Source organism: Micromonospora sp. NPDC047074 (assembly GCF_040643815.1).
Lineage (GTDB): Bacteria > Actinomycetota > Actinomycetes > Mycobacteriales > Micromonosporaceae > Micromonospora.
On record NZ_JBEYVB010000007.1, the window covers coordinates 172,225 to 196,372 of the forward strand.

The 24,148-nt window shown below is 69.9% G+C and carries 25 protein-coding genes and 1 other RNA gene; 20 read left to right on the top strand and 6 right to left on the bottom strand.

Annotation, left to right across the window (positions count from 1 at the left end):
• Window positions 1–26 precede the first annotated feature (26 nt).
• Window positions 27–1,019, top strand: a complete 993-nt coding sequence (locus tag ABZ809_RS13540; RefSeq protein WP_357562754.1) for a GlxA family transcriptional regulator — start codon at window positions 27–29, stop codon at window positions 1,017–1,019.
• Window positions 1,012–1,812 (top strand): DJ-1/PfpI family protein, encoded by an 801-nt coding sequence (locus ABZ809_RS13545; RefSeq protein ID WP_357562755.1) that lies wholly within the window; start codon window positions 1,012–1,014, stop codon window positions 1,810–1,812. Before ABZ809_RS13540 ends, ABZ809_RS13545 begins: the two co-directional genes overlap by 8 nt.
• A gap of 400 nt (window positions 1,813–2,212) precedes the next feature.
• Here the strand turns inward: ABZ809_RS13545 and ABZ809_RS13550 are convergent, their stop codons facing one another.
• On the bottom strand, window positions 2,213–2,884 hold the full coding sequence (locus tag ABZ809_RS13550) for a bifunctional DNA primase/polymerase (RefSeq protein ID WP_357562756.1): 672 nt from the start codon (window positions 2,882–2,884) through the stop codon (window positions 2,213–2,215).
• Window positions 2,885–3,131: 247 nt separating this feature from the next.
• Between ABZ809_RS13550 and ABZ809_RS13555 the strand changes: the two genes are divergently transcribed.
• The 7 genes from ABZ809_RS13555 to mctP all read left to right on the top strand — a co-directional run bounded on the left by ABZ809_RS13555 (window position 3,132) and on the right by mctP (window position 10,233).
• On the top strand, window positions 3,132–4,361 hold the full coding sequence (locus tag ABZ809_RS13555; protein ID WP_357562757.1) for a helix-turn-helix domain-containing protein: 1,230 nt from the start codon (window positions 3,132–3,134) through the stop codon (window positions 4,359–4,361).
• A gap of 16 nt (window positions 4,362–4,377) precedes the next feature.
• The gene (locus ABZ809_RS13560; protein ID WP_357562758.1) at window positions 4,378–4,950 is read left to right on the top strand and encodes a flavoprotein; all 573 of its coding nucleotides are present in this window, start codon (window positions 4,378–4,380) and stop codon (window positions 4,948–4,950) included.
• Window positions 4,951–5,076: 126 nt separating this feature from the next.
• Window positions 5,077–5,943 carry a Nif3-like dinuclear metal center hexameric protein gene (locus ABZ809_RS13565; protein ID WP_357562759.1) on the top strand — a complete coding sequence of 289 codons (867 nt, stop codon included), beginning with the start codon at window positions 5,077–5,079 and terminating at the stop codon, window positions 5,941–5,943.
• Window positions 5,940–6,677, top strand: a complete 738-nt coding sequence (locus ABZ809_RS13570) for a C4-type zinc ribbon domain-containing protein (protein ID WP_357562760.1) — start codon at window positions 5,940–5,942, stop codon at window positions 6,675–6,677. The genes ABZ809_RS13565 and ABZ809_RS13570 overlap by 4 nt, the downstream gene beginning before the upstream one ends.
• Before the next feature lie 3 nt (window positions 6,678–6,680).
• Window positions 6,681–7,904, top strand: a complete 1,224-nt coding sequence (locus ABZ809_RS13575; protein ID WP_357562761.1) for a bifunctional RNase H/acid phosphatase — start codon at window positions 6,681–6,683, stop codon at window positions 7,902–7,904.
• Window positions 7,905–8,335: 431 nt separating this feature from the next.
• A complete protein-coding gene (locus tag ABZ809_RS13580; protein ID WP_357562762.1) occupies window positions 8,336–8,578 on the top strand; it encodes a DUF3311 domain-containing protein in 243 nt (80 codons plus the stop codon).
• Window positions 8,578–10,233 carry a monocarboxylate uptake permease MctP gene (gene mctP, locus ABZ809_RS13585; RefSeq protein ID WP_357562763.1) on the top strand — a complete coding sequence of 552 codons (1,656 nt, stop codon included), beginning with the start codon at window positions 8,578–8,580 and terminating at the stop codon, window positions 10,231–10,233. The genes ABZ809_RS13580 and mctP overlap by 1 nt, the downstream gene beginning before the upstream one ends.
• Window positions 10,234–10,309: 76 nt before the next feature.
• On the opposite strand, the gene ABZ809_RS13590 is transcribed toward mctP, so the two are convergent.
• The gene (locus tag ABZ809_RS13590) at window positions 10,310–11,071 is read right to left on the bottom strand and encodes a sulfite exporter TauE/SafE family protein (protein ID WP_357562764.1); all 762 of its coding nucleotides are present in this window, start codon (window positions 11,069–11,071) and stop codon (window positions 10,310–10,312) included.
• A 238-nt stretch (window positions 11,072–11,309) separates the two neighbouring features.
• On the opposite strand from ABZ809_RS13590, the gene rnpB reads away from it, so the two are divergent.
• Both rnpB and ABZ809_RS13600 read left to right on the top strand, forming a co-directional pair.
• An RNA gene (gene rnpB, locus ABZ809_RS13595) (RNase P RNA component class A) lies at window positions 11,310–11,725 on the top strand.
• Between the two features lie 595 nt (window positions 11,726–12,320).
• On the top strand, window positions 12,321–14,027 hold the full coding sequence (locus ABZ809_RS13600) for an Eco57I restriction-modification methylase domain-containing protein (protein ID WP_357562836.1): 1,707 nt from the start codon (window positions 12,321–12,323) through the stop codon (window positions 14,025–14,027).
• Here ABZ809_RS13600 and ABZ809_RS13605 read toward each other — a convergent pair.
• Together ABZ809_RS13605 and ABZ809_RS13610 are read right to left on the bottom strand one after the other, a co-directional pair.
• Window positions 14,024–14,746 carry a PaeR7I family type II restriction endonuclease gene (locus ABZ809_RS13605; protein ID WP_357562765.1) on the bottom strand — a complete coding sequence of 241 codons (723 nt, stop codon included), beginning with the start codon at window positions 14,744–14,746 and terminating at the stop codon, window positions 14,024–14,026. The two genes, ABZ809_RS13600 and ABZ809_RS13605, sit on opposite strands and share 4 nt — an antisense overlap.
• Window positions 14,747–15,001: 255 nt before the next feature.
• On the bottom strand, window positions 15,002–15,262 hold the full coding sequence (locus ABZ809_RS13610) for a hypothetical protein (RefSeq protein WP_357562766.1): 261 nt from the start codon (window positions 15,260–15,262) through the stop codon (window positions 15,002–15,004).
• A gap of 459 nt (window positions 15,263–15,721) precedes the next feature.
• Between ABZ809_RS13610 and ABZ809_RS13615 the strand changes: the two genes are divergently transcribed.
• Window positions 15,722–15,916 carry an AlpA family phage regulatory protein gene (locus ABZ809_RS13615; protein WP_357562767.1) on the top strand — a complete coding sequence of 65 codons (195 nt, stop codon included), beginning with the start codon at window positions 15,722–15,724 and terminating at the stop codon, window positions 15,914–15,916.
• Between the two features lie 102 nt (window positions 15,917–16,018).
• Here ABZ809_RS13615 and ABZ809_RS13620 read toward each other — a convergent pair whose 3' ends face one another.
• Together ABZ809_RS13620 and ABZ809_RS13625 are read right to left on the bottom strand one after the other, a co-directional pair.
• Window positions 16,019–16,708, bottom strand: a complete 690-nt coding sequence (locus ABZ809_RS13620; protein ID WP_357562768.1) for an HAD-IA family hydrolase — start codon at window positions 16,706–16,708, stop codon at window positions 16,019–16,021.
• Window positions 16,705–17,547 carry a winged helix-turn-helix domain-containing protein gene (locus ABZ809_RS13625; RefSeq protein ID WP_357562769.1) on the bottom strand — a complete coding sequence of 281 codons (843 nt, stop codon included), beginning with the start codon at window positions 17,545–17,547 and terminating at the stop codon, window positions 16,705–16,707. The genes ABZ809_RS13620 and ABZ809_RS13625 overlap by 4 nt, the downstream gene beginning before the upstream one ends.
• A gap of 136 nt (window positions 17,548–17,683) precedes the next feature.
• Here ABZ809_RS13625 and ABZ809_RS13630 point away from each other — a divergent pair, with 136 nt between their 5' ends.
• The 8 genes from ABZ809_RS13630 to ABZ809_RS13665 all read left to right on the top strand — a co-directional run bounded on the left by ABZ809_RS13630 (window position 17,684) and on the right by ABZ809_RS13665 (window position 24,110).
• Entirely contained in the window at window positions 17,684–18,079 is a 396-nt protein-coding gene (locus tag ABZ809_RS13630) for a transcriptional regulator (protein WP_357562770.1), read from the top strand.
• A gap of 304 nt (window positions 18,080–18,383) precedes the next feature.
• Window positions 18,384–19,976, top strand: a complete 1,593-nt coding sequence (locus ABZ809_RS13635) for a cell division protein FtsK (protein WP_357562771.1) — start codon at window positions 18,384–18,386, stop codon at window positions 19,974–19,976.
• Complete coding sequence (locus ABZ809_RS13640; RefSeq protein ID WP_357562772.1) at window positions 19,973–20,227, top strand: hypothetical protein; 255 nt, start codon at window positions 19,973–19,975, stop codon at window positions 20,225–20,227. Before ABZ809_RS13635 ends, ABZ809_RS13640 begins: the two co-directional genes overlap by 4 nt.
• Before the next feature lie 5 nt (window positions 20,228–20,232).
• Complete coding sequence (locus ABZ809_RS13645; RefSeq protein WP_357562773.1) at window positions 20,233–20,424, top strand: hypothetical protein; 192 nt, start codon at window positions 20,233–20,235, stop codon at window positions 20,422–20,424.
• A complete protein-coding gene (locus tag ABZ809_RS13650) occupies window positions 20,421–20,978 on the top strand; it encodes a DUF2637 domain-containing protein (RefSeq protein ID WP_357562774.1) in 558 nt (185 codons plus the stop codon). Before ABZ809_RS13645 ends, ABZ809_RS13650 begins: the two co-directional genes overlap by 4 nt.
• On the top strand, window positions 20,975–22,729 hold the full coding sequence (locus ABZ809_RS13655; RefSeq protein WP_357562775.1) for a replication initiator: 1,755 nt from the start codon (window positions 20,975–20,977) through the stop codon (window positions 22,727–22,729). Before ABZ809_RS13650 ends, ABZ809_RS13655 begins: the two co-directional genes overlap by 4 nt.
• Window positions 22,726–22,908 carry a helix-turn-helix domain-containing protein gene (locus ABZ809_RS13660; protein WP_250100979.1) on the top strand — a complete coding sequence of 61 codons (183 nt, stop codon included), beginning with the start codon at window positions 22,726–22,728 and terminating at the stop codon, window positions 22,906–22,908. Before ABZ809_RS13655 ends, ABZ809_RS13660 begins: the two co-directional genes overlap by 4 nt.
• Window positions 22,908–24,110 (top strand): tyrosine-type recombinase/integrase, encoded by a 1,203-nt coding sequence (locus tag ABZ809_RS13665; protein ID WP_357562776.1) that lies wholly within the window; start codon window positions 22,908–22,910, stop codon window positions 24,108–24,110. The genes ABZ809_RS13660 and ABZ809_RS13665 overlap by 1 nt, the downstream gene beginning before the upstream one ends.
• Window positions 24,111–24,148: the final 38 nt, after the last annotated feature.

The following is a 24,148-nucleotide window of genomic DNA, read 5'->3' on the forward strand; positions in this document are numbered from 1 at the left end:
AAGACGCGTCCTTCGATACTCGCTGCATGACAGCTCCGCCTCCGCGCGTTGACGGTGCTCGGGACGTGGTCATCGCGGCGGGCGACGGCGCGGTGCTGCTGGACGTCGCCGGGCCGTTGCAGGTGTTCGCGCTCGCGGCGAGGTGCGGTGGCGGCTACCGGGTCCGACTCGCATCGCCCGACGGCCGGCCGGTCCACACCCGGGAAGGGGTGCAGCTCGGCGTCGACACGGCCCTGGACGCGGTGACCGGCCCGGTGCACATCCTGCTCGTCGCCGGGTGCGACCCCGCACCGGACGGCACCGCGTTGGTGCCGCTCGCACAGGCGGTGCACCGGGCCCGCGAGCGGTGCACGGTGGTGGCGTCGGTGTGCATCGGCGCGTTCGTGCTGGCCGAGGCCGGCGTGCTCGACGGCCGGCGGGCGACCACCCACTGGGCCTCCTGCCGGGAGCTGGCCGGCCGGTACCCGCAGGTCACCGTCGAGTCCGACGGCATGTACGTGCGCGACGGCGACGTCTACACCGCCGCCGGGGTCACCGCCGGCATCGACCTCGCCCTGGCCCTGGTGGAACGCGACCACGGCGCTGCGCTCGCCCGTCAGGTCGCCCAGTGGCTGGTGGTCTTCCTGCAACGGCCGGCCGGCCAGTCGCAACTGTCGGTGCGCGGCCGCGCCCGGCCGTCACGCCAACCGGCGCTGCGGGCGGTGCTCGACGCGGTCGCCGCGCAGCCACACGCGGACCACTCGCTGGAGACGATGGCCGCCCGCGCCGCGGTGAGCCCGCGCCACCTGTCCCGCCTGTTCACGCAGGTGCTGGGCACCACGCCCGGCCAGTACGTCCAGCGGATCCGCGTCGAGGCGGCCCAGCAGCTCCTCGAAGCCGGCAACGACCCCGTCGACGTCGTGGCCAAACGTTGCGGCTTCCGCAGCGTCGAAACCATGCGGCAGACCTTCCACCGGGTCCTGGGGATCACCCCGACCACGTACCGCCACCAATCGCAGAAAGGTGCGACCGATGCCTGACAACCCGAACCGGCGGCAGTTGCTGACTCTCGGGGCCGCGCTCGCCGCGACCGGCCTCACCGTGGGCGGCGCCGTCCCGGCCGCGGCCCACCACAACGCACCGGCGGGTGGCGAGGAGCCGCTCGACATCGCGTTCCTGGTCTTCGACGGGCTCGTCCCGCTCGACCTGATCGGCCCGCTGAGCGTCCTCGGCGCCACCGGGCGCGCGGGCGGACCACCGGCCCGCCTGCACTTCGTCGGCCCGGACCTCACGCCGATACCCGGTGGCGACGGCGGCATGCAGTGGGTGCCGACCGCCACCTACGACACGCTGCCCCGGCCCGACGTGCTCGTCGTGCCCGGGCCGGGGCAGCCGAGCATCCTGATGCAGGACCGGCGCATCCTGGACTACATCCGTGCCGTGCACCCGCACACCCGTGTCACGTTCGGCATCTGCACCGGCGTGCTGCTGCTGGCCGCCGCGGGCATCCTGCAGGGCCGCTCGGCGACCACCTACTGGGCGTTCGCCGACGAGCTGCCCCTGTCGGGCGCGCGGTTCAAGCGGCGCCGCTGGGTCGTCGACGGGCGGATCGTCACCAGCGCCGGCGTCAGCGCCGGAATGGACGCCGCTCTGGTGGTGGCCGCGCACCTGTGGGGGGAGCGGGCCGCCGGCCGGGGACAGGCGTTCCTGGAGTACGACCCCGAGCCCCCGTTCGACTACGGCCGGGTCGAGAACCTGCCGGACGCGGACGAGAACCACATGTGGAGCCTGTTCCAGTCGGAGCGAGATCGCGTCCGCGACGTCCTCACCTGAGCCCCCCCGCCCTCTCCCTCCCGCCCTCCCCCCCCACGCCCTCTCCCCCGCGATCTTGCACTTGTGGCCCTTGATATGTCGCTTATGGCTGGTATGTATGGGCCGCAAGTGCAAGATCAACGGGGTTCAGGGGAGAGGGAGGGGAGGGGAGGGGAGGGGTCAGCGGTAGGGGCGGGTGGTGGCGGGGCGGGAGCCGAGGGGGCGGGGGCGGCCCGGGCGGGAGCCGACGGGCCGGGTGGCCGGCCAGCGGCGGCGTGGCCGGTGGTGGCGGGGCGGCGGCTCGGCCCCACCCGGCTGGCGCGTGGTGTCGTCGGTGGACATGTAACCCCCGCTCCCGGCGCGGCGCGCCGTCGCCGTACTCAACGAGCGCCGCCCCGTCGGCGTCGCTGCCGAGTCGTCCTCACATGCCCCGGCGGGGCAGCGGCAGGTGCCCGGGGAGCAGGTCGGGGGTGATCGTGACCCCGGTGGCCCGCAGGGCGTCGATCAGCGCGTTCTGCACCAGGTAGGAGTCCGGCAGTTGCCAGCGGGCCTGCTCGGGCGCGACCGCCCAGCGGACCGTGCCCTCCGGCAGCCGGGTCGGGGGCGCCGGGATCCACGACCCGGGGCCGTGCCGGACCACGTGGAAGCAGTGCTCCAACTCGGGGCGGAGCGGATCGCCGGGGCGGACGAGGAACATCCAGCGGCCGGTCGGGGTCACCAGCACCGGCCCGCGTACGCCGACGCCGGCCGGGTGCGTCCGGACCGCGTCCAGCACGTGCCGGCCGAGGTGCGTGGGGACCTCCAGCACGTCGAACGCCCGGCCGGTGGGCAACAGGATGCCGTGCGGCCGGGTGCGCCACCAGGTGGCCACCCGGGCCGGGTCGGTGCTCGCCGCGTGCTCCCAGTCCTCCAGGGCGGGATGGCAGCCGACCGTCGGGCAGCCGGCACGCCCGCAGACGAAGCGGCTGCGGGCGAGGCAGGCGCCCGGGGTGACGTCCCAGCCGTGCAGGGCGTACCGCACGGCGACCCGGCGCAGTCGCACCCGCTCCAACGGGGACAGTTGAACGACGCGCGGCGCGACATTTCCCCACATGTGCCATTTCCCCTCGCCGGACCCGGTCGGGTGTCCAGGCCGTATGTTGAGCACCGTCACTGCCGTAACCCGCGATCGTTTTAGCTGACGAACGGCTGATGCAACTTGCACGAAAACTATGAGAACTGGCTGTACGGCTGACGTACACGCTGTGCGACCAGCGAAAACCTGAAGGCGTACGGATCGCCGCACCCGGACGGACCGGCCAGCACATCGGCCGGAGCAGGCACATGGGGAGGACGGGGAGATGGACGAGTTACCCATCGGGCGGCGGGTGGCCTACTGGCGGGGGCGGCGCAAGATGTCGCAGCAGGTCTTCGCCGACCGGCTGGGCAAGTCGAAGAGCTGGGTGGACAAGGTCGAGCGCGGGGTGCGCCGGCTGGACAAGTTCTCCGTCCTCTACGAGATCGCCGACATCCTCCAGGTCGACGTGCAACTGCTGCTCGGCAAGGACCCGGAGCGGCGTACGGACGCGCTGAACTGCATCGACCAGATCGAGGTGCAGGAGATCCGGGCGGCCCTGGAGCGGTACGACTCGATGAGCGCGTACTTCAGCGCCGCGCCCTGCCCGCCCCCGCTGGCCGACATGCGCAAGGCCGTCAACCACGCCTGGCTCACCTACCAGTACGGCCGCTACGGGATGCTGACCCGGGCACTGCCGAAGCTGCTGCGCGACGCCCAGGCCGCCGACGCCGGCCATGGCGGCGACCAGGCCCGCGAGGCGGCCCACCTGCTCGGGCAGGTCTACCAGATCGCCTCGTCGGTGCTGCGCAAGCTGGGCGAGTGCGACCTGGCCTGGTTGGCCGCCGACCGCTCGATGGCGGTCGCCCAACGCGCCGACGACCCGCTGCTGGCCGGCATCGCCACCACCCGGGTCTGCAACGCGCTGGTGGCGATGGGCCGTCCCCGCCCCGCCCTCGAACTCAACGTGACCATCGCCAACCGGCTCGCCCCCGGCTTCGGCACCGAGGCTTCCCCGGCGTTGCTCTCCGTCTACGGGATGCTGCTGCTCCAGGGCGCGATGGCCGCCGCCCGGATCGGCGACTCCGGCACGGTCGACGACCTGATCAACGGCGCGCATGAGGCGGCCCTCCTGCTCGGCGGCGACCAGAACCACTACTGGACCTCCTTCGGGCCGACCAACGTCGAGTTGCACCGGGCAGCGGCGGCGGTCGAGCTGGGCGACGGCGGCCGGGCGGTGGAGGTGCACCAGCAGCGGATCCAGGAGGTGACGTTCAACGCGCTGCTGCCCGAGCGCCGGGCCCACCACCTGCTCGACATCGCCCGGGGCTTCGCCCAGGTCGGCGACGTGGCCAACGCCGGCGAGATGCTGCTGCGCGGCGACCGCCTCGCCGCGTCGGAGATCCGCTGCCGGCCGATCGCCCACGAGGTGATGTCCGACATCCTGCGTCGCACACGTGGTGCGCCGCCTTCTCCGATTGCGGAGTTGGCTGAGCACATGGGAGTAGGGGTATGAGCGCGGAGGCGGCCTGATGACCGGCCCGCACCCGAGCAACGGGCGCCGTGAGGTGCTCTACGTCATCGCCTGCGGTTCGCCGCTGGCCCGCAACATCGGCCGGCTCGTCGAGCTGGCCCACCAGGAAGGTTGGGACGTCTGCGTGGTGACCACGCCGGATGGCGCGAAGTTCGTCGACCGGGCCGCGCTGGCCCGGCAGACCGGCCATCCGGTCCGCACCCACTACAAGAATCCTGGTGACCTCGACGTGTTGCCGCCGGCCGACGCGATGATCGTCTGTCCGGCGACGGTCAACACCGTCAACAAGTGGGCGGCCGGGATCACCGACACACTCGCCCTCGGCCTGCTGGTCGAGGCGCAGGGCATGGGTGTACCGGTGGTGGCGGTGCCGTACACGAACGCGGCGATGGCTGCCCACCCGGCCTTCCAGGCCGGCCTGGCCCGGCTCGCCGAGTGGGGGGTGACGGTGCTCTTCGGCGACCACGTCGTCCCGCTGCACCCGCCCGGCACGGGCGAGCGCCACCTGCACGCCTTCCCCTGGGCCGTGGGCCTGGCCGCCGTACGGGACAGGCTCTGCCCCGTCGCCTGACGGGTAAGGAAGGGCACCTTCCTAACGCTATGCGTTAGGAAGGTGCCCTTCCTTACACCCGGGACACGCCGTCGCGTCGGTGGGCGACACCCTCGGGCACGGCACGCGCCGGTAAGCTGGCCCGCCGTGAGCACCAACGCAGTCCCGCCGACCGTCGCCGACGTGGTCGCCGAGCTGGAACGGCGCTATCCACCGGCCTGGGCCGAGGACTGGGACCGGGTCGGGCTGGTGCTCGGCGAGCCGTGCGCCCCGGTACGCCGGATCCTCTGCGTGGTCGACGTGGTGCCCGAGACGGTCGCCGAGGCGCTCGACGCCGGTGCCGACATGATCGTCGCCCACCACCCGCTGTGGCTGCGTGGCGTCTCCTCGGTGGCGCCCACGACCTTCAAGGGCCGGATCGCCCACCGGCTGATCAAGTCCGACGTGGCGCTGTACGTCGCGCACACCAACGCCGACGTGGCCGACCCCGGGGTGTCCGACGCTCTCGCCGCCCGGTTCGGGCTGACCGGGCTGCGCCCACTGCACCGGCCTGCGCCCGGCGCACCGGCGGCCGGCGACGGCCGGGGGATCGGCCGGATCGGCGAGCTGCCGACGCCGATGACCCTCGCGGAGTTGGCCCGGCACGCCGCCGCCGTGCTGCCCGCCACCGCCTGGGGAGTTCGCGCCGCCGGGGATCCCGGGCGTATGGTTCGTACCCTCGCGGTCAGCGGCGGCTCGGGAGACGGCTTCCTCGCCGACGCGACGGCGGCCGGCGTGGACGCGTTCCTCACCTCCGACCTGCGTCACCACCCGGCCGGCGAGCACCTGGCCGCCGAGGGCCCGGCCCTGCTCGACGCCGCCCACTGGGCGACCGAACGACCGTGGCTGGACGACCTGGCCGTCCTCCTCCGGGAGGCGACGGGTGTCGAGACGCTGGTGTCCGACCTGGACACCGACCCGTGGACCGTACACGCCGCCCCACCCGCGGTGGACGACAAGGAGCCCCGACCGTGAAGGCTGACCCGCAGGTCCAGCGCCGCCTGCTCGACCTACAGGCGATCGACACCTCCCTCGCCCAGCTCGCCCACCGCCGTCGCGCGCTGCCCGAGCGGGCCGAGCTGGACGCGCTGGCCCGGGAGCTGTCCGCGCTGGAGGACGAGCGGGTTCGCGCCCAGGTGGCGGTCGACGACCTGGATCGGGACATCGCCCGCCTGGAGAAGGACGTCGACCAGGTGCGGGCGCGCAAGTCGAAGAACGAGGACCGCCTCGCCGCCGGCACCGGCCCGGCCCGGGAGCTGGAGGCCCTCCAGCACGAGCTGGTGTCGCTCAACCGCCGCCAGGGCGACCTGGAGGACGCCGAGCTGGAGCTGATGGAGCAGCGGGAGACCGCCCAGGGGGTGTTGGAGGGCGTCGAGCAGCGGATCGCCGAGGTGCGGGAGCGGCGGGACGCCGCCGAGCGGCGCCGCGACGACGCCCTGGCCGAGATCGCCAAGGAGGAGGAGTTCAAGCGCGGCGCCCGCCAGCCGCTGGCGGGCGACCTCCCGGCCGACCTGGTCAAGCTGTACGACAAGATCCGCGAGGACACCGGGCTCGGCGCGGCGCTGTTGACCGCCGGCCGGTGCGGTGGCTGTCGGCTGGAGCTGTCCGGCGCCGACGTGGCCCGGATCCGCGAGGCCGCCCCGGACGAGGTCGTCCGCTGCGAGGACTGCCGGCGGATCATGGTGCGTACCAACGAGTCCGGCCTGTAGCCCGTGGCACCGCGCGCGGTCGTCGTCGAGGCCGACGGCGGGTCCCGGGGCAACCCCGGCCCCGCCGGCTACGGCGCGGTGGTCCGCGATCCGGACACCGGTGAGGTGCTGGCCGAGCGGAGCGAGTCGATCGGCGTCGCCACCAACAACGTCGCCGAGTACCGGGGGCTGATCGCCGGGCTGGAGGCCGCCGCCGAGCTGGGCGCCGCCGAGGTCGAGGCCAGGATGGACTCGAAGCTGGTGGTCGAGCAGATGTCCGGCCGCTGGCAGATCAAGCACCCGGGGCTGCGACCGCTCGCCGCGCAGGCCGCCGGCCTGGTGGGCCGCTTCGCCGCCGTCCGCTTCAGCTGGATCCCCCGGGAGCGCAACCGGCACGCCGACGCCCTCGCCAACGCCGCCATGGACGCCGCCGCCGGCCAGGCCCCGCCCCGGGCCGCCGTCGAGCCGCCGCGCGCCGAGGAGCACCCGCGGGAGGTCGCCGGCCCCGACTCGCCGGCCCGGGCGAGGGCCCGCGAGGCCGCCGCCCGCGCCGCGTCGGCGGCGACCACCGGCACCGACCCGGCGACCGCCCCCGCCTCCTGGGAGCCCCGGCCGAGCTTCACCACCACCCGGCTGATCCTGGTCCGGCACGGCGAGACCGCCTTCACCGAGCAGCGCCGCTACTCCGGCCGTGGCGACGTGCCCCTGTCGGAGCGCGGCCGGGCCCAGGCCCGGGCCACGGCCGCCCGCGTGGCCGCGCTGGCCCCGTCCGTCGCGGCCGTGGTCAGCTCACCGCTGTCCCGGTGTACGGCGACCGCGGAGGCGATCGCCAAGGCGCTCGGCGGCGTGCCGGTACGCCGTGAGGACGACCTGATCGAGTGCGACTTCGGGGCCTGGGAGGGGCGCACCTTCGCCGACGTCCGCCAGGAGTGGCCGGGGGAGATGGACGCGTGGCTCGCCTCGACCCGGGTGGCCCCGCCGGGTGGCGAGTCGTTCGCCGAGGTCGCCGAGCGTTGCCGCCGCGCAATCGACGGGCTGTGCCGGGCGTACCCCGGGGAGACCGTGGTGGTGGTCTCGCACGTCTCGCCGATCAAGCTGGTGCTGCGCGACGCGCTCGCGGCCGGCGACGGATTCCTGCACCGGCTGTTCCTGGACGCGGCCGGCATCTCGGTGCTGGACACCTGGCCCGACGGTGGCGTCGCCGTCCGTACGGTCAACGACACCGCACACCTCGCCGCCATCCGCTGACGCTCCGCCGGGCGGGCACCGCCCCGCGGAGCCACCCGCGTCCCGCTCGGCGGCCAGGGGACTACTTCTAGGAAAGTGTGGTCATCCAGGGCTGGACTGCCACTGTTTCCCTGAGCTAGCGCGATCTACTCCGGCGCACTGGTGCGCCACGGACGCTTTGTGGCGGGCGCGGCCGTGACCATCACCGCCCCGGCGCTCAGCTGGGCCCGGCGCACGGTGTCCAGCTTTCCCGGTGCCGGCACCCAGCGTTCTTCCGGCTGACGTCCAGCTTGCCGGGACGGGGCGGTGGCAGGGCGCGCGATCGGCCGTTCGGCGCATGCCGACGGCCGTTCGGCGCAGCATTCTCCGCTGGCAGAACGTGACGGGGCTCACATGGTCGTAGCCTCCGGCCGTCATCACTGCCGATCTATGACCCGCGGAGGTTTGTCGCAATGGCCGCACCCGAACCGGAGGCGCCGACAGCGGCGCGGTCCAGGGCGAAGGACCACAGCCCCTGGAACTGGTTGCTCTTCATCCCCATCGTGGTGCCGCTGATCCCGGTGTTCTTCAACGCGGACTCGCCCCGGTTCCTCGGCTTCCCGCGCTTCTACTGGCTCCAGTTGGCCTACATCCTGCTCGGCGTGGCCACCACCACGCTGGTCTACCAGATGACGAAGAAGCGGGGTGACCGCTAGTGTGGCGCGACCACCTCACCGAGATCATCGTCTTCTCGTTGCTCTTCCTGCTGGTCAGCGCCATGGGGTTCGTGGCGGCCCGGTGGCGGGCGCCGAAGGACATGGCCCACCTCGACGAGTGGGGCCTGGGCGGGCGCAACTTCGGCGGCTGGATCACCTGGTTCCTGGTCGGCGGTGACCTCTACACCGCGTACACCTTCGTGGCGGTGCCCGCGCTGATGTTCGGGGCCGGCGCGGCCGGCTTCTTCGCCGTCCCGTACACCATCGTCATCTACCCGCTGGTCTTCCTGGTGCTGTGCCGGCTCTGGTCGGTCTCGCACCGGCACGGCTTCGTCACCCCGGCGGACTTCGTCCGCAAGCGGTTCGACTCGCCGGTGCTCGCGCTGCTCATCGCGATCACCGGCATCGTGGCGACGATGCCGTACATCGCGCTGCAACTGGTCGGCATCGAGGCGGTCCTCAAGACCATGGGGGTCACCGGCGAGAGCACCCTGGCCCGGCACCTGCCGATCATCGTCGCCTTCGCGATCCTGGCCGCGTACACGTACCAGTCCGGGCTGCGCGCGCCGGCGCTGATCGCGTTCGTCAAGGACACGCTGATCTACATCGTGATCCTGGTGGCGGTGCTGTACCTGCCTTACAAGCTGGGCGGCTGGGGCGAGATCTTCGACGCCGCGGACGCGAAGTTCGACGCGACGCCGAACCCCAACGACGGGGTGCTGCTCAACGCCAACAACCAGCTCCAGTACATGACGCTGGCGTTCGGTTCGGCGCTGGCGCTCTTCCTCTACCCGCACAGCATCACCGGCGTGCTGGCCAGCCGGAACCGCGACGTGATCAAGCGGAACATGTCGGCGCTGCCCGCGTACAGCCTGCTGCTCGGGCTGATCGCGCTGCTCGGCTTCATGGCCATCGCGGCCGGGGTGAAGCCGCTGCCCGGGTCGAAGGAGGGCACCGTCGACAGCAACACGGTGGTGCCGGTCCTGTTCGACCAGCAGTTCCCCGACTGGTTCGCCGGCGTGGCGTACGCGGCCATCGGCATCGGCGCGCTGGTGCCGGCGGCGATCATGTCGATCGCGGCGGCGAACCTGTTCACCCGCAACATCTACAAGGAGTACCTGAAGCGGGACGCCAGCCCGGCGCAGGAGGCGAACGTCTCGAAGATCACCTCGCTGGTGGTGAAGGTCGGCGCGGTGGCCTGCATCGTCTTCCTCGACCCGCAGTTCTCCATCGACCTCCAGCTCATCGGCGGCGTGATCATCCTCCAGACGTTGCCGGCGGTGGCGCTGGGCCTCTACACCCGCTGGTTCCACCGCGACGCGCTGATCGCCGGCTGGGTCGCGGGCATGGGGCTGGGCATGTGGATGCTCTACCAGATCCCGAACGCCGCGACCGGCCGCAAGCACTTCGGCGGCTCGGCGTTCCCGCTGGCCGACTTCGGCTTCGACACCCCGAAGACGATCTACGTGGGCATCGTGGCGGTACTGGTCAACCTGGCGGTCGCGGCGCTGCTGACGGTGGTGCTACGGGCCGTGAAGGTGCGCGACGGCGGCGACGGCACCACGTCGGACGACTACTTCGCCGACGAGGGCGACCCGCGCGTCGTACCCGGCCCCCGCCGGGACGCCGACGCCGCCCCGGAGCCGGTCGCCTGAAAGGAAGGGCCCCCTGCTATCGCATTTCGATGTGCAGGGGGCCCTTCCCAACACCCGGGCCGGCGGCTGGCAGCGGTCAGCGCAGCGCGCGCCAGAGCAGGTAGAGGCCGATCACCGTGCCGAAGACCACGATCAGCACCTTGAGCACCACCGGCGGCAGCCGCCGGACCAGCCGGGCCCCGACGTACCCGCCGACCAGCGTCGCCGGGGCGACCAGCGCGACCGCCGCCCAGTTCACCGGCCCGAACAGCGCGAAGACCACGAGCGTGGTCAGCCCGACCAGCGCGGAGAGCAAATTCTTGACCGCGCTCACCCGGGCCAGCGTCGCGTCCAGCACCAGGGCCAGGCCGGCGACCAGCATCACCCCGAGCGCCGCGCCGAAGTAGCCGCCGTACACCGCGCCGACCGCGACCATGGCCTGCACGGTGACCGTACGGCGGCGCGGCGACAGGTCGCGCGGATGCCCGACCAGCCGGCGCAGCGGATCCTGGAACGCGAGCACCGCCGTCGCCCCCAGCACCAGGAAGGGCACCACCAGCTCGAACGCCCGGGCCGGGGTGGCCAGCAGCAGCAGGGCACCGGCGATCGTGCCGGCGATCGTGGTGGGCACCAGCATGGCCAGCGTCCGCCGCGGCGGCAGATCCTGCCGGCTGCCCGCCACACTCGCCACGTACCCGGGGAAGACCGCCACCGAGTTGCTCACGTTGGCCGGCACCGGGGGCAGGCCCACCGCGATCATCGCCGGGAAGGTGATGAGCGAGCCACCGCCGGCCACCGCGTTGACCGTGCCGGCGGCGAGACCGGCGGCGAGCAGCAACGCGGCGGCGGAGAGGTCCATGATCCCCAGAGGCTAGTACGCCCCCGACCCGCCCGCGCCCCGGGCCACGACCCCGCGCCGCCTGGACGTGTCGCGCGGACACCCAGGGGGACTGTTTCCCGGAAATAGTGATCATCCGGGACCGGGAGGCCACTATTTCCCGGAAGTAGTGCGATCGGCCCGGCGCGGGTTCGCTGCCGGCGGGGCCGGGGTGGCAATAGGCGCGAGGTGGGCGTCGTTAGGATGAGTGCGCGACGGACGAGTCGACCGGGCGGTCGCGTCGGCGGGCCCCGGCCTGCCGCCGAGGAACGTCCGGACTCCACAGGGCAGGGTGGTTGCTAACGGCAACCCGGGGCGACCCGCGGGACAGTGCCACAGAAAACAAACCGCCGGCCCCATCGGGGACGGTAAGGGTGAAACGGTGGGGTAAGAGCCCACCAGCACCCCGGGTGACCGGGGTGGCTCGGTAAACCCCACCCGGAGCAAGGCCAAGAAAGGGCCGTCACCAGCATGATGACGACCCGCGCAGACGCTTGAGGGCGGCCCGCCCGATGTCTGCGGGTAGGCCGCTTGAGCCTGCCGGCGACGGTAGGCCTAGATGGATGGCCGCCGCCGGCGTGAGCCCTTCGGGGCGCGCGCCGGTCACAGAATCCGGCGTACAGGTCGACTCGTCCGTCGCCCACCAGCTCAGAGCCCTGATCAAGGCTCTGAGCTGGTCGTTTATCTGGTGCCGTTGGTTGTCCTTGGTCATCGTTAGGTGGCGTTTGACGGCCTGGCCACGGCCTGAGACGGCCTGGAGACGGCCTGAGCGGGGTATCAGTGGACCGCCTCGTCCTGGCGCGTGCTGTCCCGTCGTGAGGGCTTCCGGAGCGGCTTGGCGGGGCCTGCGCGTTGCCGACGCGGTAAACGGGGCTGGGCACGTCCTGGCGGTGGAGTTGCTACCGCGACTCGGTGACACGGTGGCAAGCCAGTCCCGGGGTTGGACTGGCGCGGCAGCCGGAAGCCCCAACCACTCGACCAGGCCGACCCGCTGGCTTCCGTCACGGCCTCTCTGAGGCTGGTCCTGCTTGCGGTGGGGGCGGTGTCCCGGCGGCTGTCGGTGGCTCACCGCCCCGGCGCCGTAGGCGGCCGGGGCGGCTTGCCGCCGGCCGGGCTTGCCGCCCCGCACCGCGCGGAGCGCGGTGCCTTGATCCAAAAGAGGTGAATTCGGCAACCATCGAGTTCGTGCTTGGCGAGGGGTGGCATGTGCTTGCCGTACGCTCGCCACGTGATGGTCAGCCCAGTGGAGATGCTAGAGCCGATGCCGGGGGATGGGGGCACGGCACTCGCCCCGATCTCGGCCGATGCTGTGAAGCACGGCGAGGTGTTCACGCGACAGTGGGTCGTGGATCTGATCCTTGATCTTGCCGGGTATCGGTCGGACCTCGACCTTGCCTCAATGGTGGTAGTCGAGCCCGCGTGCGGAACTGGAGCCTTTCTCGGCCCCATTGTTGCCCGGCTAAGCACCTCATGCCGTCAACACGGCCGTTCCCTGTCAGAAGCGAGGCCGGCCATTCGAGCCTTCGATTTGCTCGCCCGGAATGTAGAAGCCAGTAGGCTTCTGGTCGAAAAGGTCCTCCTTGACGATGGCTGGCCATGTGACGACGCCTCCGCCGCCGCTGCCGCCTGGGTGCGCCAGGGTGATTACCTCCTAGAACATCGTGACGACGAGGTGGCCGACTTCGTCCTTGGTAATCCGCCATACATTCGCTTAGAAGAGGTGCCAAGCAGCAGGATGGCCGCTTATCGGGCGGCCTGTCTTACGATGACTGGGCGGGCTGACGTCTACGTCGGCTTCTTCGAGGTTGGCCTTAAGTCACTCAAAGCGGGAGGAGTTCTTGGCTTTATCTGCGCAGACCGTTGGATGCGTAATCAGTACGGGCGCCACCTCCGTCAGCTTATTAGCGACAGGTATAGCGTAGATGTGACTATCTCGATGCATGACGTGGACGCCTTCGAGGAACAGGTTTCGGCTTATCCTGCGATCTCGATAGTGCGGCGCAACCGACAGGGAACGGCAGTGGTTGCAGATACGCGCCGGTTCTTTAGCTCGCGAGACGCCTCTGCCTTACTGGAATGGACCCGGAAGAGCGCAGCCGTTTCCGTATCGAGTGAACGCTATGAGATTGCCCGGCTGCCCCACTGGTTTGAGGGCTCCGACTCATGGCCGTCTGGGACGCCCAGCCAGCTCGCCTTGATCGAGGACCTCAATGACCGTTTTCCGCTCCTGCAAAGCGAAGAAACCGGTACCCGGGTCGGAATTGGTGTAGCCACGGGCGCTGACAGCGTCTTCATCACGAAGGATGCGGACGTAGAGTCGGAGAGGCTTCTGCCGCTCTCCATGGTCCGTGATACGACTTCGGGTGGCCTGCAATGGTCCGGGCACCACCTCGTCAACCCGTGGGATGCCCGAGGGCAGCTCGTTGATCTAGACAGTTACCCGCGACTGCGGGACTATTACGAGAAGCATGGCTACATCCTCCGGAAGCGGCATGTTGCTATTAAGCGGCCCGCAAATTGGTATCGCACGATCGATAAGGTTGATCATGCCTTGACAGGGCGGCCCAAGCTGCTATTTCCTGATATGAAGATGTCGATACATCCTGTCTTGGATGAGGGCGGCCATTACCCCCACCACAATTTGTACTACATTGTCTCCGATTCCTGGGATCTTCGGGTGCTCGGTGGTTTACTCCTTTCCCGTGTGGCTCAGCTCTTCATCGAGTCGTACGCCGTAAAGATGCGCGGCGGCACTCTTCGCTTTCAGGCCCAATATCTTCGCCGCCTTCGCGTGCCCCGGCCGGACGCAATTTCGAAACGAGACCGCGCGCTGCTTACTGATGCCTTCGAAAGGCGAAGCAGCGCGGCGGCGACGGAAGTTGCAGCCCGTGTGTACGGCGTCGATCCAGGAGCTCTCTCAGAACCAGGGATGCACTAGTCGAGCATGCTGCGGACGAGATTCACGCGTCCTTGCACCGCTACTCGGAAGCTTCTTCCACTCGCGGTAGCAAGCGGCTCTGCGTATGTCACTGAACCATCTTCACGCGATTGGGTCGTGATGAACCAGCCGGCTTGGTAGACGTTGTCCCCGACGAAACGCGATATCATCTCCTGGTATCGCTGGTTTGGGGACAGGTTGGCAAATGCCTTATCAACCGGAAAGATCGCCGTGGTGTTATATTTGCCTGGCTTCTCCGTTTCTTTCGTCTCTTCGAGCACGAATACATACCCGAGCCAGGGAGGAACTTCGCCGAAACTGCCGTTTTTGATTTGGGCGGCCCACGTGTCCGTGCTGGTGCCCAAAGCTTCCTCGAACCTGTTATTGATATTCTTGGCGACGCTTCCAACCTGCGATTTAAATTCGATTGCTGCGACTAGGCTTCCTTTGTATCGAACAGCTAGATCCCAGCGCTTTCGGGGTCTGTAGTATCCCGGAAGGTAAGGCTCCATGATGATGGAGCTTTCAGGCATCCCCGCGTCAATGAAGATCCCTGCAACGAGATCTCTGACTCCATTCATGTGCGCCCCGCCGCGCGCCTCGCCTCCGGCCTTTCCCTCGTCGTCCAGCTTGGATCGTTGTTTGCGCCGGCTCGTCCAGAAGGCCAAGACTGCGGCCTGAGTCGCGTCGTGTGGCTCGGCGTCGGGGCTGAGGGTCAAGGTCGCTGCTCCTAGAGTCGGCGAGGTGCACTAGAAGCTCAAGATCCTAGCGCTGGGAAGCGCAAGGCGTTGGCCCTCTAGAGTCGCCGTCTAGTCGCGGCGGGCCGGGGCGAGAGCGGCCGATCTCCGAGTGCCTCGGGCTCATCGCGAGGCGATAGCCGTCGGCGGGCTGTTCGACGGATGCCCTGATGCCGTGACCTGCGTTTTCGTCGGATATCTGACGCATATTCACATGCCTGTTAAATGGTGTAATGCCTAATTCTGAGCTGGCTGTCGTCGCGGCGCTTGTGGCTGTGAGATAGAGGGCGCGTCCACCAGCCTCACTCCTGCTGCAAGGACGTACACCTCTCTGCGAGCTACGGCGTCGCCCCGCGCATCGAGTTGGTAGCCGTCCAGCCACACCCAACCTTCGTAGGTGTGTAGCTCTGTGCGGATCTTGATTAGGCGGAAGGAGATTGGGCGTGTGAACTGAGGGCTTGCCGCACGGGTCAGGTGCAGCACGTCACCGGCCTTCACGTCGGCTCTTCCTGTCTCGCCAGGCGCGTAGGGTCTCGCCGGCCTCTGTCAGGCGTGGGCATCCATCGCCTGAGCACTGCGAGCAGGTAGCGCGGTTGTGGAAGTCGACGACGTTGCCGGCCATCAGAACGAGGAACGGGGGCTCCGGTCGCTGCTGCGGGATCGACATGGCCTACCTCTGGTTGAGGCGCGTCGCGGCGTTCCTGGAGCGCCAGAGTCCTGCCTTGGTCATCAGGGGAGGTTCTGGTGCGGGGACGGCGGCGCGACCAGTCCATCTCTGCGGCTCCCGGCCGTACCTGGATGGGGCTGGCTCGCCGGCCACGTAGTCGACAGGTTGGTCGGGGCGTTGGAACCACTTGAACCTAGTCATGCGTAAAGGGTAAGCGACTAGTGCATCCGCTAACTAGGTGTCCATCAACTTGACTCATGCCTAGTCGGCAGGTGCCTAGCGTCAGCGTCATGGGCAAGAAGCTGCGGTTGGTGGGTTCGGGGGAGATCCGGATCATGCTCGGCGGCGTCTCGCGCCAGCGCGTCTACCAGATCACCAACCGGCGCGACTTCCCGGAACCCGTGGCCACGCTCCAGATGGGCAACGTCTGGCTTGCCGAAGACGTTGAGGCGTGGATCGCTGCCAAGCGCGGGGACCTGGACTAGCTCCAAGGTGGCTCCACCGCGACCCCGGGCCGGGGTGAACCGACGACACGAGAAACGCCCCGGTGATGATCTCCCGGGGCGCTCGCGTGCGAAGTGGTGGTGCTACAGCTCGTCGACGGCGAAGGCGGTCACCAGTTCGGCCATGCTGTCGATGACGACATCAGCGGCGGCGAACCGCTCGCGCTTGCCGGGCTTGTTGGCGTATCCGATGGCGGCGACTCCGGCGGCGTGGGCGGCCTCGATGTCGCTGACCGAGTCACCGACCAGGACGCATTCCGCCGGCTCCGCGCCCAGCTCCCGTACGGCTGCGAGTACAGGGAACGGGTCCGGCTTCATCCGCTCGGGCGCTGCCTCGGGGCGTCCGATGACCGGGTGCACGTAAGAGGTGAGGCGTCGGGTGCTCAGGTAGGCGTGGACGGAGGCGGCCGAGTTGTTGGACACCACGGCGATCCGGCGGCCGGTCTGGTGGGCGGCGACGATGACTTCCCGGCCGTACGGGGTCGGCTCGGCGGTGCGGGCCGCGGTGATTTCCTCGCGGGTCATGGCCTCGTCGACCAGGCGGACGACGGCAGGGCGTCTAAGGGTGGCGGTGAAGCGGAGCACGGCGAGCGGGTCGCGTTCGGCCAGGATCTCGGGCGGCAGGGTGACGGCCTGGTCGACGAGCAGCCGGCGCAACGCATGGGCGACGGTCGACGCGGAGTGTTGGGCGAAGATGCTGCACACAGGGCCGTCGAAGTCGAGCAGGATCACGCGGACGCGATCGATCACCTTGGCCAGGTCGACGGCGGTCACGAGGCGTACTCACGGGCGATGGTCCCCCACATGCTGTCGAACCAGGCGCGGGCCTGCTCGACGTAGAGGGCGTCGTTGCTGGCGTCCTCGTCGCTGGGCGTGAACGGGAAGAGGATCGCGTCCTTGCCCATCGCGTCGTAGATCGCCATCGGCTTGCCCTCGACGGAGACGGTGTGCTCGACGACCGGGTAGAAGCCGAAGAACGCTTCCTGCTCGTTGATGATGAACAGCTTGAACAGCGGGGCGGCCCTGTGGACGCGTACCTCGGTGGTGGCGGTCTTGACCAATCCGAGGTCGGCAAGTTCCTGGACGGCGTCGGTGAGGGCGTGGATCGAGCGATCGGTGATGCGGCGGGCTCGGGCGCGGATGCCGGGGTCGTCGGCCTGGTCCTCGGCGCGGCAGGGGATCGCCATCGGTGACGTCATGTCGGAGATCAGGACCCGCACCCGGATCGACTCCGGGGTGAGGCGCCCGATGCGGACCTTGTCCAAGGTCTCCTGGATCGCGTTGTACATCGTCTCTCCTGAGAAGCCGGCGAAGTCGATCGTGACGTTCGTGGCCTCGAAGGCTCGTTCGATGTGCGGCCGTAGTCCGACCGGGCGTTCCGTGTTGGCGCGGACGAAGGTGCCGCTGCCCTGACGGGTGACGATCAAGCGTTCATCTTGCAGCTTCCGTAGCGCTGCCTTGATCGTCTCGCGGGCGACGCTGAACCGCTCGACGAGGTCGTGTTGCGACGGCAACTTCTCGCCCGGTGTGAACTTCCCTGTCTTGATCTCTGCGCGAAGTGTGGCCGCGATCTGTTGCGACGGCGTGCGCGGGTCGTCTGGGTCAAGAGCCATGAAGGGACGGTACCGCTGACTAGCCAGGCTAGGAAAGTTTCGACACTGTCGTTGACATGACTAGCCAAGCCGGCCTACCTTTGATCCACACCACCTGACTAGTCAGGACAGTCAGGTGAAGTCAGGAGGTTGAGCTATGGCTCTGCGTGGCGGTACGAGGTTCGCCGTGCGTTGTGAGGACGTGTTCCCGGCGGGGTGCGCGTTGGTGCCCGAGTCACTGGGTGAGGTGGAGGACTACGACGAGAAGACGGGCCGTCGCTCGCCGGCGAAGGACAAGCTGACCGGCCAGCGGGTGTGGCAGGTCCGCGTGATGGACCTGGACCCGGAACTCGGGAAGCGGTCGCGGGAGACGACGGTGAAGATCTCGGCGGACTACCAGCCGGTTCCGCCGACGGGGGCGCCGTTCGAGGGCGTCGAGTTCGAGGGCATGACGGTCACGCCGTACGTATCGAACAACGGTCGGATGGCGTACTCGCTGCGGGCGACCGGGATGCGTGCCCCGGCGGGCGTGGCCGGCAAGGCGGCGGCGTAGCTGCTTCGAGTGTGGGCGGGGCTGTCTGATCTTGGCGGACGGCAGCCCCGCCCTTCTCTGTCTCTTCCCCCTGCTCTGTCGAGAGAGGTAGTGACGTGTCCAAGGGTAGGCGTCGGGCTGGCCGTGGCTGGCCCCGGTGTGGTGTGTGTCAGGTCCGAGTCGACCCGGTCAGTGGTGCTGACGGCCGCTGCGGTGTCTGCGTCGGGCAGCTCGTTCTTCCGTTCCCTCCGGTCCGCGACGCATCGGGACGGTTCGTGTCGCTGCGGGGTGCCAAGTGATCGGGCGGCCTCGCGGTGAAGTGGTGATGACCTCGGCCGGGGATCTGCTGGTGATCCGGCCCAAGCGGTTCGAGTTGCCAGTCTGGGCGGCGCTGCTCTGGCTGGTGCTGCGTTGGTCCGGGCGGGTGCTCTGGTGGTGCCTGCGTCACCCGGTGGCCACCGTCTCGGCCGTGCTGGCGCTCTGGCTGTACGTCGAGTTCGGCTGGTCCGGCCTGGTGGTGCCGCTCGTCCTGGCGTCGGCGGTCGCGGCGGTGTGGCGCTGGCGGGATGAGTCGTCCTGGTGGTCTTGGCTGGCGGGTCCGCTGCTCGGCTCGTTCCGGCGGGTGTTCGTCTACCGGCGGGTCTGGCGTGAGGCCATGACGCTGTGCGGGCTCGCCGAGACGTACGACCACCGCAAGGTTCTGCCCGAACTCCTGCGGGTCCGCTCGGACCAGGCGCTCGACGTGCTGACCGTCCGCATGGTGCGGGGGCAGACGCCGGAGCAGTTTCAGAAGGCGAGTGCCCACCTGGCGTACGCCTTCGGCCGGCGGCACGCCCGGGTATACGCGGAACGTCCCGACGAGGCGCCGACCCGGATCGGCCGGGGTGCCTGGCTGCTTCGGCTCGTCGACCGGGTGCGGTACCGGGACCGGCCGACCGTCGTCTACCTGGCGCTGGTGCGTACCGATGCGCTGCGGACGGTGGTTCCGCCGTTCCCGGTGCCGGCGGTGCCGGACTTCACCGCGCTGCCGCTGGCCCGGCGGGAGGACCTGCGTACCTGGTCGCTTCACCTGCTCGCCACTCACGTCCTGGTGGGCGGTGCCACCCGATCGGGGAAGGGCTCGGTGCTCTGGTCGCTCGTCCGGGTCCTCGGTGGCGGGATCGCCTCCGGTCTGGTGCGGCTCTGGGTGATCGACCCCAAGGGCGGCATGGAGTTCGCGCTTGGTCGGCCGATGTTCGCCCGGTTCGCCTGCAAGTCGTTCGAGGCCATGGCGGACCTGCTCGACGAGGCCGTGACCGTTCTGCGCGAGCGTCAGACCCGGTTGGCCGGAACGGTCCGGGTGCACACCCCGACTGAGGCTGACCCCCTGGTCGTGGTCGTCGTCGACGAGATGGCGGCGCTGACGGCGTACCTCCAGGATGCCGACCTGCGGAAGCGCATCGCGTCCTCGCTGGGGCTGTTGCTGTCGCAGGGTGCCGGCGTCGGTGTCCTGGTCGTGGCGGCGTTGCAGGACCCGCGCAAGGAGGTGCTGCCGTTTCGGGACCTGTTCCCGACTCGCATCGCGCTCGGCCTCACTGAGGCGTCGCAAGTCGATCTGGTCCTTGGCGACGGTGCCCGCAACCGGGGCGCGCTGGCCGACCAGATGCCCCGATGGGCCAAGGGCGTCGGGTACGTGATCCTCGACGGTACCCCCGAACCGATGCGGGTCCGGTTCTCGTACGTCAGCGACGACGACATCCGCGACATGGCGCGGCAGTACCCGGCGCCCGTCGACGCGTCGGACATCCTCGCGCAGGTCGGCCGGGAAACCGCCACCGAACCGGTACGCCTTCCGCTGCCCCGCAAGCCGTCCGGGCCGCTGCTGCCCGACGCGTTGCGCAACCTGCTCGACCGGGACGGCGGGGGTGAGCCGCGGTGACCGCCACCCCGACCGGCCGCCGGTTCTATCGACTCCGCACCCCCGAACCGACTACCGCCGTCTCCGTCCGGGTCGACCCCGAACGGCCCGACCCGTATCCGGTCTATCTGGCGGTCGGTGCGGGCCGGCGGCGGATGTCCCTTACCCCCGACGAGGCGTGGGCGCTGTGGCGATGCCTCTCCGAAGCGGTCGCCGCGCTCGGCACCCCTCCCGACTACATCCGCACCGACATCCGACCGGCCCGGAGGTAACCGCTGTGACCCCCCTCATCCGCCTGACCAACCGCCTCCGGCGTCCGCTTCACATCCAGCTCGTCGGGCCGGCCGACCAGACCGCCGCCGCGCTGCGCGGGCTCGCCCACTTCATCAACCGCCGCCGCGACATGGACGGCCGGCGCATCCGGATCGACGTGACCATCCGCGAGAAGCCAAAGGGGGAGCAGCGATGAGCCAACGCACGGAATCCGCCGTACGCCTGGTGATCCTGCTCGCCATCGGCACGATGGCCGGCGCCGCCGCCTTCACCCACGTACATGACCTCTCCGTTGCCCACGGTCAGCCGCACTGGATCGGCTGGGCCAACGCCGTGGCGGTCGAGCTGATGGCGATCTACCTCGGCCTGGAGATCCGCGCCCGGCGGCGTGCCGGTCGCCCCGTCGGCCTGGTCGGCTCGCTCCTGGTGGCGTTTGCGCTCCTGTCGCTCGCGGCCCAGGTCGCGGAAGCCGAACCGTCGGTGTGGGGCTGGATCGTGGCGGCCGTGCCGTCGCTGGCCTTCCTCGCCCTGGTGAAGGTCGTCCTGTCCAACGCCCCGGTCACCCCGCCGGCTGTCGAGCCGGACCAGCCGACCGCGTACCAGTACGAGGAACCAGAACAGACCACCGCCGTCGAACCGGTCCGCCCGGCTGAGCCGACGTCGGCCGTCGTCCCCGCCCCGGCGGCGGTTCTGCCTCCGCGTGGTGTCGTCCAGTCCAACCGGCCGCACGTCGTCGGGATCATTCGATGACTACGCCGACCCTGCCCGGCCTCGCGCCGGCCGCCCCGACTCCGGTTGCTCCTCGGCCGGGGTCGCGGGCGGCCCGCATGGCGCTCCCTCGCTCGGTCGACGTACTCAAAGAGATCGCGGCCGAGTACGGCGTCTGCGTCCGGCCGCTCGCCATGCGGCGCACGGATCTCGACACCGGCCGTACCGAGGTCATCGACCTGCCCTGCGGCGCGACGCGGGAGGACAAGTGCGCGCCGTGTGCCAAGAAGAACCGGCGGTTGCGGCAGGCCCAGATCCGCGAGGGCTGGCACCGGGACGACGAGCCGCTGCCGCCCCCTGAACCCGCGACCGAGGAACAGAAGGCGCTGATCCTGCTGCGCGGGCACCTGGAGTTCTCCCGCGACGAGGCGTCTCGTGCGTGCCAGTGGGACCAGGTCGCCGACCTCGACGAGGCGATCACGGAGGTGGAAGAGGCGATCACCGCCGAAGGTCTGCGGGGCCGGGTCGCGCCGCCGCACTCGACCGGCGACGAGGACCAGGGCGACGAGGACAACGGCCGACGCCGGAAGCGGTCGACCAAGCGGCGTCAGGATGCCCCGGACCTGCCCCGGCGCAAGGTCGAGCGGCGCACGGTCGGCAAGACGTACACCGCCCCGGACGGGTCGACCTACCGGCCGTCGATGTGGCTGACGCTGACGCTCGACTCGTACGGGCCTGTCCGCCCGGATGGAACCCCGGTCAACCCCGACCGGTACGACTACCGGCGGGCCGCCTGGGATGCGGTCCACTTCCCCCGACTGCTCGATCGGTTCTGGCAAAACCTGCGGCGGTGCGAGGGCTGGAACGTCCAGTACGCGGGCTGCGTCGAGCCTCAGCGCCGCTTGGCCCCACACGCTCACTTCGCCATCCGGGGGACCATCCCCCGGGACATCCTGCGCACCGTGGCGGCGGCGACGTACCACCAGGTGTGGTGGCCCTCGGTTGACGTCCAGCGGTACACCGCCGACCGGCCTCCGGTGTGGGACGAGGATGCCTCGGCGTGGGTCGACCCGGACACCGGCCAGCCCTTGACCACCTGGGCCGAAGCGCTCGACGTGATCGACGAGGACCCGGACGCGGAACCGGTGCACGTGGTCCGCTTCGGCGCCCAGGTCGACGCGCGCGGCGTCATGCCCGGCACCGAGGACGCGGAACGCACCATCCGGTACGTCACGAAGTACATCACCAAGCACACCGGCGACTGCCACAAGATCACGAGTGGTCGGCAGCGTGCTCACCTCGACCGGCTGTGGCAGGAACTGCGCGTCACCCCGTGCACCGATCGCTGCGCGAACTGGCTGCTCTACGGCGTCCAGCCGAAGAAGGCGCACGCCAAGCTCAGGCCGGGCCGCTGCAAGGGCAAGGTGCACCAGCGGGACACCCTCGGCATCGGCGGTCGGCGCATCCTCATCTCGCGCGACTGGTCGGGCAAGACGCTGACCGACCACAAGCACGACGTGCGGGCCTGGGTGCGGGCGCTGCTCGGCGTGACCGTCGGCCTGGATGGCGTTGACGACCAGGGCGCCGCCGTCGAACCGGTCCGGCACGCCTGGGAACTCGCCCGGCCCGACGACCCCGACGTGCCGGCCATGGCGCACCGCCTCCTGCGGTCGATCAGTGAACGCGCCCGCTGGCGCTCCGAACTGCTCGCCGCGAAGGACCGGGCCGCACAGCCGCCGTCGAGCACATCACCGGACGGATCGACGCACGACACGGGGGAGGGGCAGCGATGAAGACGGTCGACGAGCTGTGGACGATCCGGGACGTGTCGGCGTACCTGCGGGTGCCCGCTGAGACGCTGTACCGCTGGCGCAAGGTCAAGTACGGTCCGCCGGCAGCCCGGGTCGGTCGACACCTCCGGTACGAGCCGGATTCGGTTCGGGCGTGGGTACGCGAGCAGGCGGCGGCCTGATGGGACACGTAGAAGATCGCTGGTACAAGGTGATCCGACACCCCGGCGGTCGCAAGGAGCGGATCAAGTCGGATCTGTTCGGCAAAGGGATGCGCTACCGGGTGCGGTACATCGGCCCGGACGGCAGGGAACGTAGCCAGTCCTTCCCGGACCGGGCCAAGCGCGACGCTGACGCCTTCCTCGTCTCCACGGAGACGGACAAGCTCCGTGGCTCTTACGTCGACCCGTCCGCCGGCCGGATCACCTTCGCCGAGTACGCCGAGAGCTGGTTGCGTACGCGCTCCTTCGACGAGTCGACCCGGGAGAGCACGGAGTTCCGGGTACGGAAGCACCTGCTGCCGTTCTTCGGCTCTCGGCAACTGGCGTCGATCAAGCCGGGCCACATCCGGGAGTGGGATGCCGGGATGGTCGGCAAGCTAGCCCCGGCGACCCGGGCCGTCGTCTTCGCTCACCTGCGGACCATCCTCGGCGCGGCTGTCGATGACGAGCGCATCGCCAAGAACCCCTGCTCGGCCGCCTCCGTCAAGCCGCCCCGACCGGTGCAACGTCGCGTCGTTCCGTGGCGTGCCGACGAGGTTTCGGCAATCCGCGGTGGCCTCGCTGAGCGGTACCGCCCGATGGTCGACCTGGGCGCCGGCTGCGGGATGCGACAGGGGGAGATCTTCGGGCTCGGCGTCGATGACGTCGACTTCGCGTCGGGCTCCGTCCACGTCGTTCGGCAAGTCAAGGTGGTCCGCTCCCGGCTGGTCTTCGGCCTGCCCAAGAACGATCGGGATCGTCGCGTGCCGCTGCCCAGCTCGGTGGCAAAGTCGCTCAAGGAGCACGCCAAGAAGTACGACCCGCTCTCGATCACCCTGCCGTGGGAGGACCCGTTCAGCGACGAGCGGGTGACTGTACCCCTGATCTTCACCACCACCCGGCGAGGTGCGATCAAGCGGGCCACCTTCGACGGCAAGAGCTGGCGTCCAGCGGTGGAAGCGGCCGGCATCGTCCCGACCCGGGCGACCGGGATGCACGCGCTCCGGCACTTCTACGCCTCGGCGCTGCTCGACGCGGGGGAGAGCATCAAGGCCCTTGCCTCGTACCTCGGGCACTCCGACCCGGGTTTCACTCTCCGCGTGTACACCCACCTGATGCCAGCCAGCGAGGAACGCACCCGCCGGGCTATCGACGATCTATTTAACAATTCAGAAGAACGCTGATGGCCGGGTGACGGCCTAGACAGGCTCAGTCTCCGGCC

Excerpts from the sequence above, each read along its gene's own strand:
- ABZ809_RS13540 (WP_357562754.1), top strand. The coding sequence starts at position 27 with ATGACAGCTCCGCCTCCGCGCGTTGACGGTGCTCGGGACGTGGTCATC.
- ABZ809_RS13545 (WP_357562755.1), top strand. The coding sequence starts at position 1,012 with ATGCCTGACAACCCGAACCGGCGGCAGTTGCTGACTCTCGGGGCCGCG.
- ABZ809_RS13550 (WP_357562756.1), bottom strand. The coding sequence starts at position 2,884 with ATGTGGGGAAATGTCGCGCCGCGCGTCGTTCAACTGTCCCCGTTGGAG.
- ABZ809_RS13555 (WP_357562757.1), top strand. The coding sequence starts at position 3,132 with ATGGACGAGTTACCCATCGGGCGGCGGGTGGCCTACTGGCGGGGGCGG.
- ABZ809_RS13560 (WP_357562758.1), top strand. The coding sequence starts at position 4,378 with ATGACCGGCCCGCACCCGAGCAACGGGCGCCGTGAGGTGCTCTACGTC.
- ABZ809_RS13580 (WP_357562762.1), top strand. The coding sequence starts at position 8,336 with ATGGCCGCACCCGAACCGGAGGCGCCGACAGCGGCGCGGTCCAGGGCG.
- ABZ809_RS13590 (WP_357562764.1), bottom strand. The coding sequence starts at position 11,071 with ATGGACCTCTCCGCCGCCGCGTTGCTGCTCGCCGCCGGTCTCGCCGCC.
- ABZ809_RS13600 (WP_357562836.1), top strand. The coding sequence starts at position 12,321 with ATGGTCAGCCCAGTGGAGATGCTAGAGCCGATGCCGGGGGATGGGGGC.
- ABZ809_RS13615 (WP_357562767.1), top strand. The coding sequence starts at position 15,722 with ATGGGCAAGAAGCTGCGGTTGGTGGGTTCGGGGGAGATCCGGATCATG.
- ABZ809_RS13625 (WP_357562769.1), bottom strand. The coding sequence starts at position 17,547 with ATGGCTCTTGACCCAGACGACCCGCGCACGCCGTCGCAACAGATCGCG.
- ABZ809_RS13630 (WP_357562770.1), top strand. The coding sequence starts at position 17,684 with ATGGCTCTGCGTGGCGGTACGAGGTTCGCCGTGCGTTGTGAGGACGTG.
- ABZ809_RS13635 (WP_357562771.1), top strand. The coding sequence starts at position 18,384 with ATGACCTCGGCCGGGGATCTGCTGGTGATCCGGCCCAAGCGGTTCGAG.
- ABZ809_RS13650 (WP_357562774.1), top strand. The coding sequence starts at position 20,421 with ATGAGCCAACGCACGGAATCCGCCGTACGCCTGGTGATCCTGCTCGCC.
- ABZ809_RS13655 (WP_357562775.1), top strand. The coding sequence starts at position 20,975 with ATGACTACGCCGACCCTGCCCGGCCTCGCGCCGGCCGCCCCGACTCCG.
- ABZ809_RS13660 (WP_250100979.1), top strand. The coding sequence starts at position 22,726 with ATGAAGACGGTCGACGAGCTGTGGACGATCCGGGACGTGTCGGCGTAC.
- ABZ809_RS13665 (WP_357562776.1), top strand. The coding sequence starts at position 22,908 with ATGGGACACGTAGAAGATCGCTGGTACAAGGTGATCCGACACCCCGGC.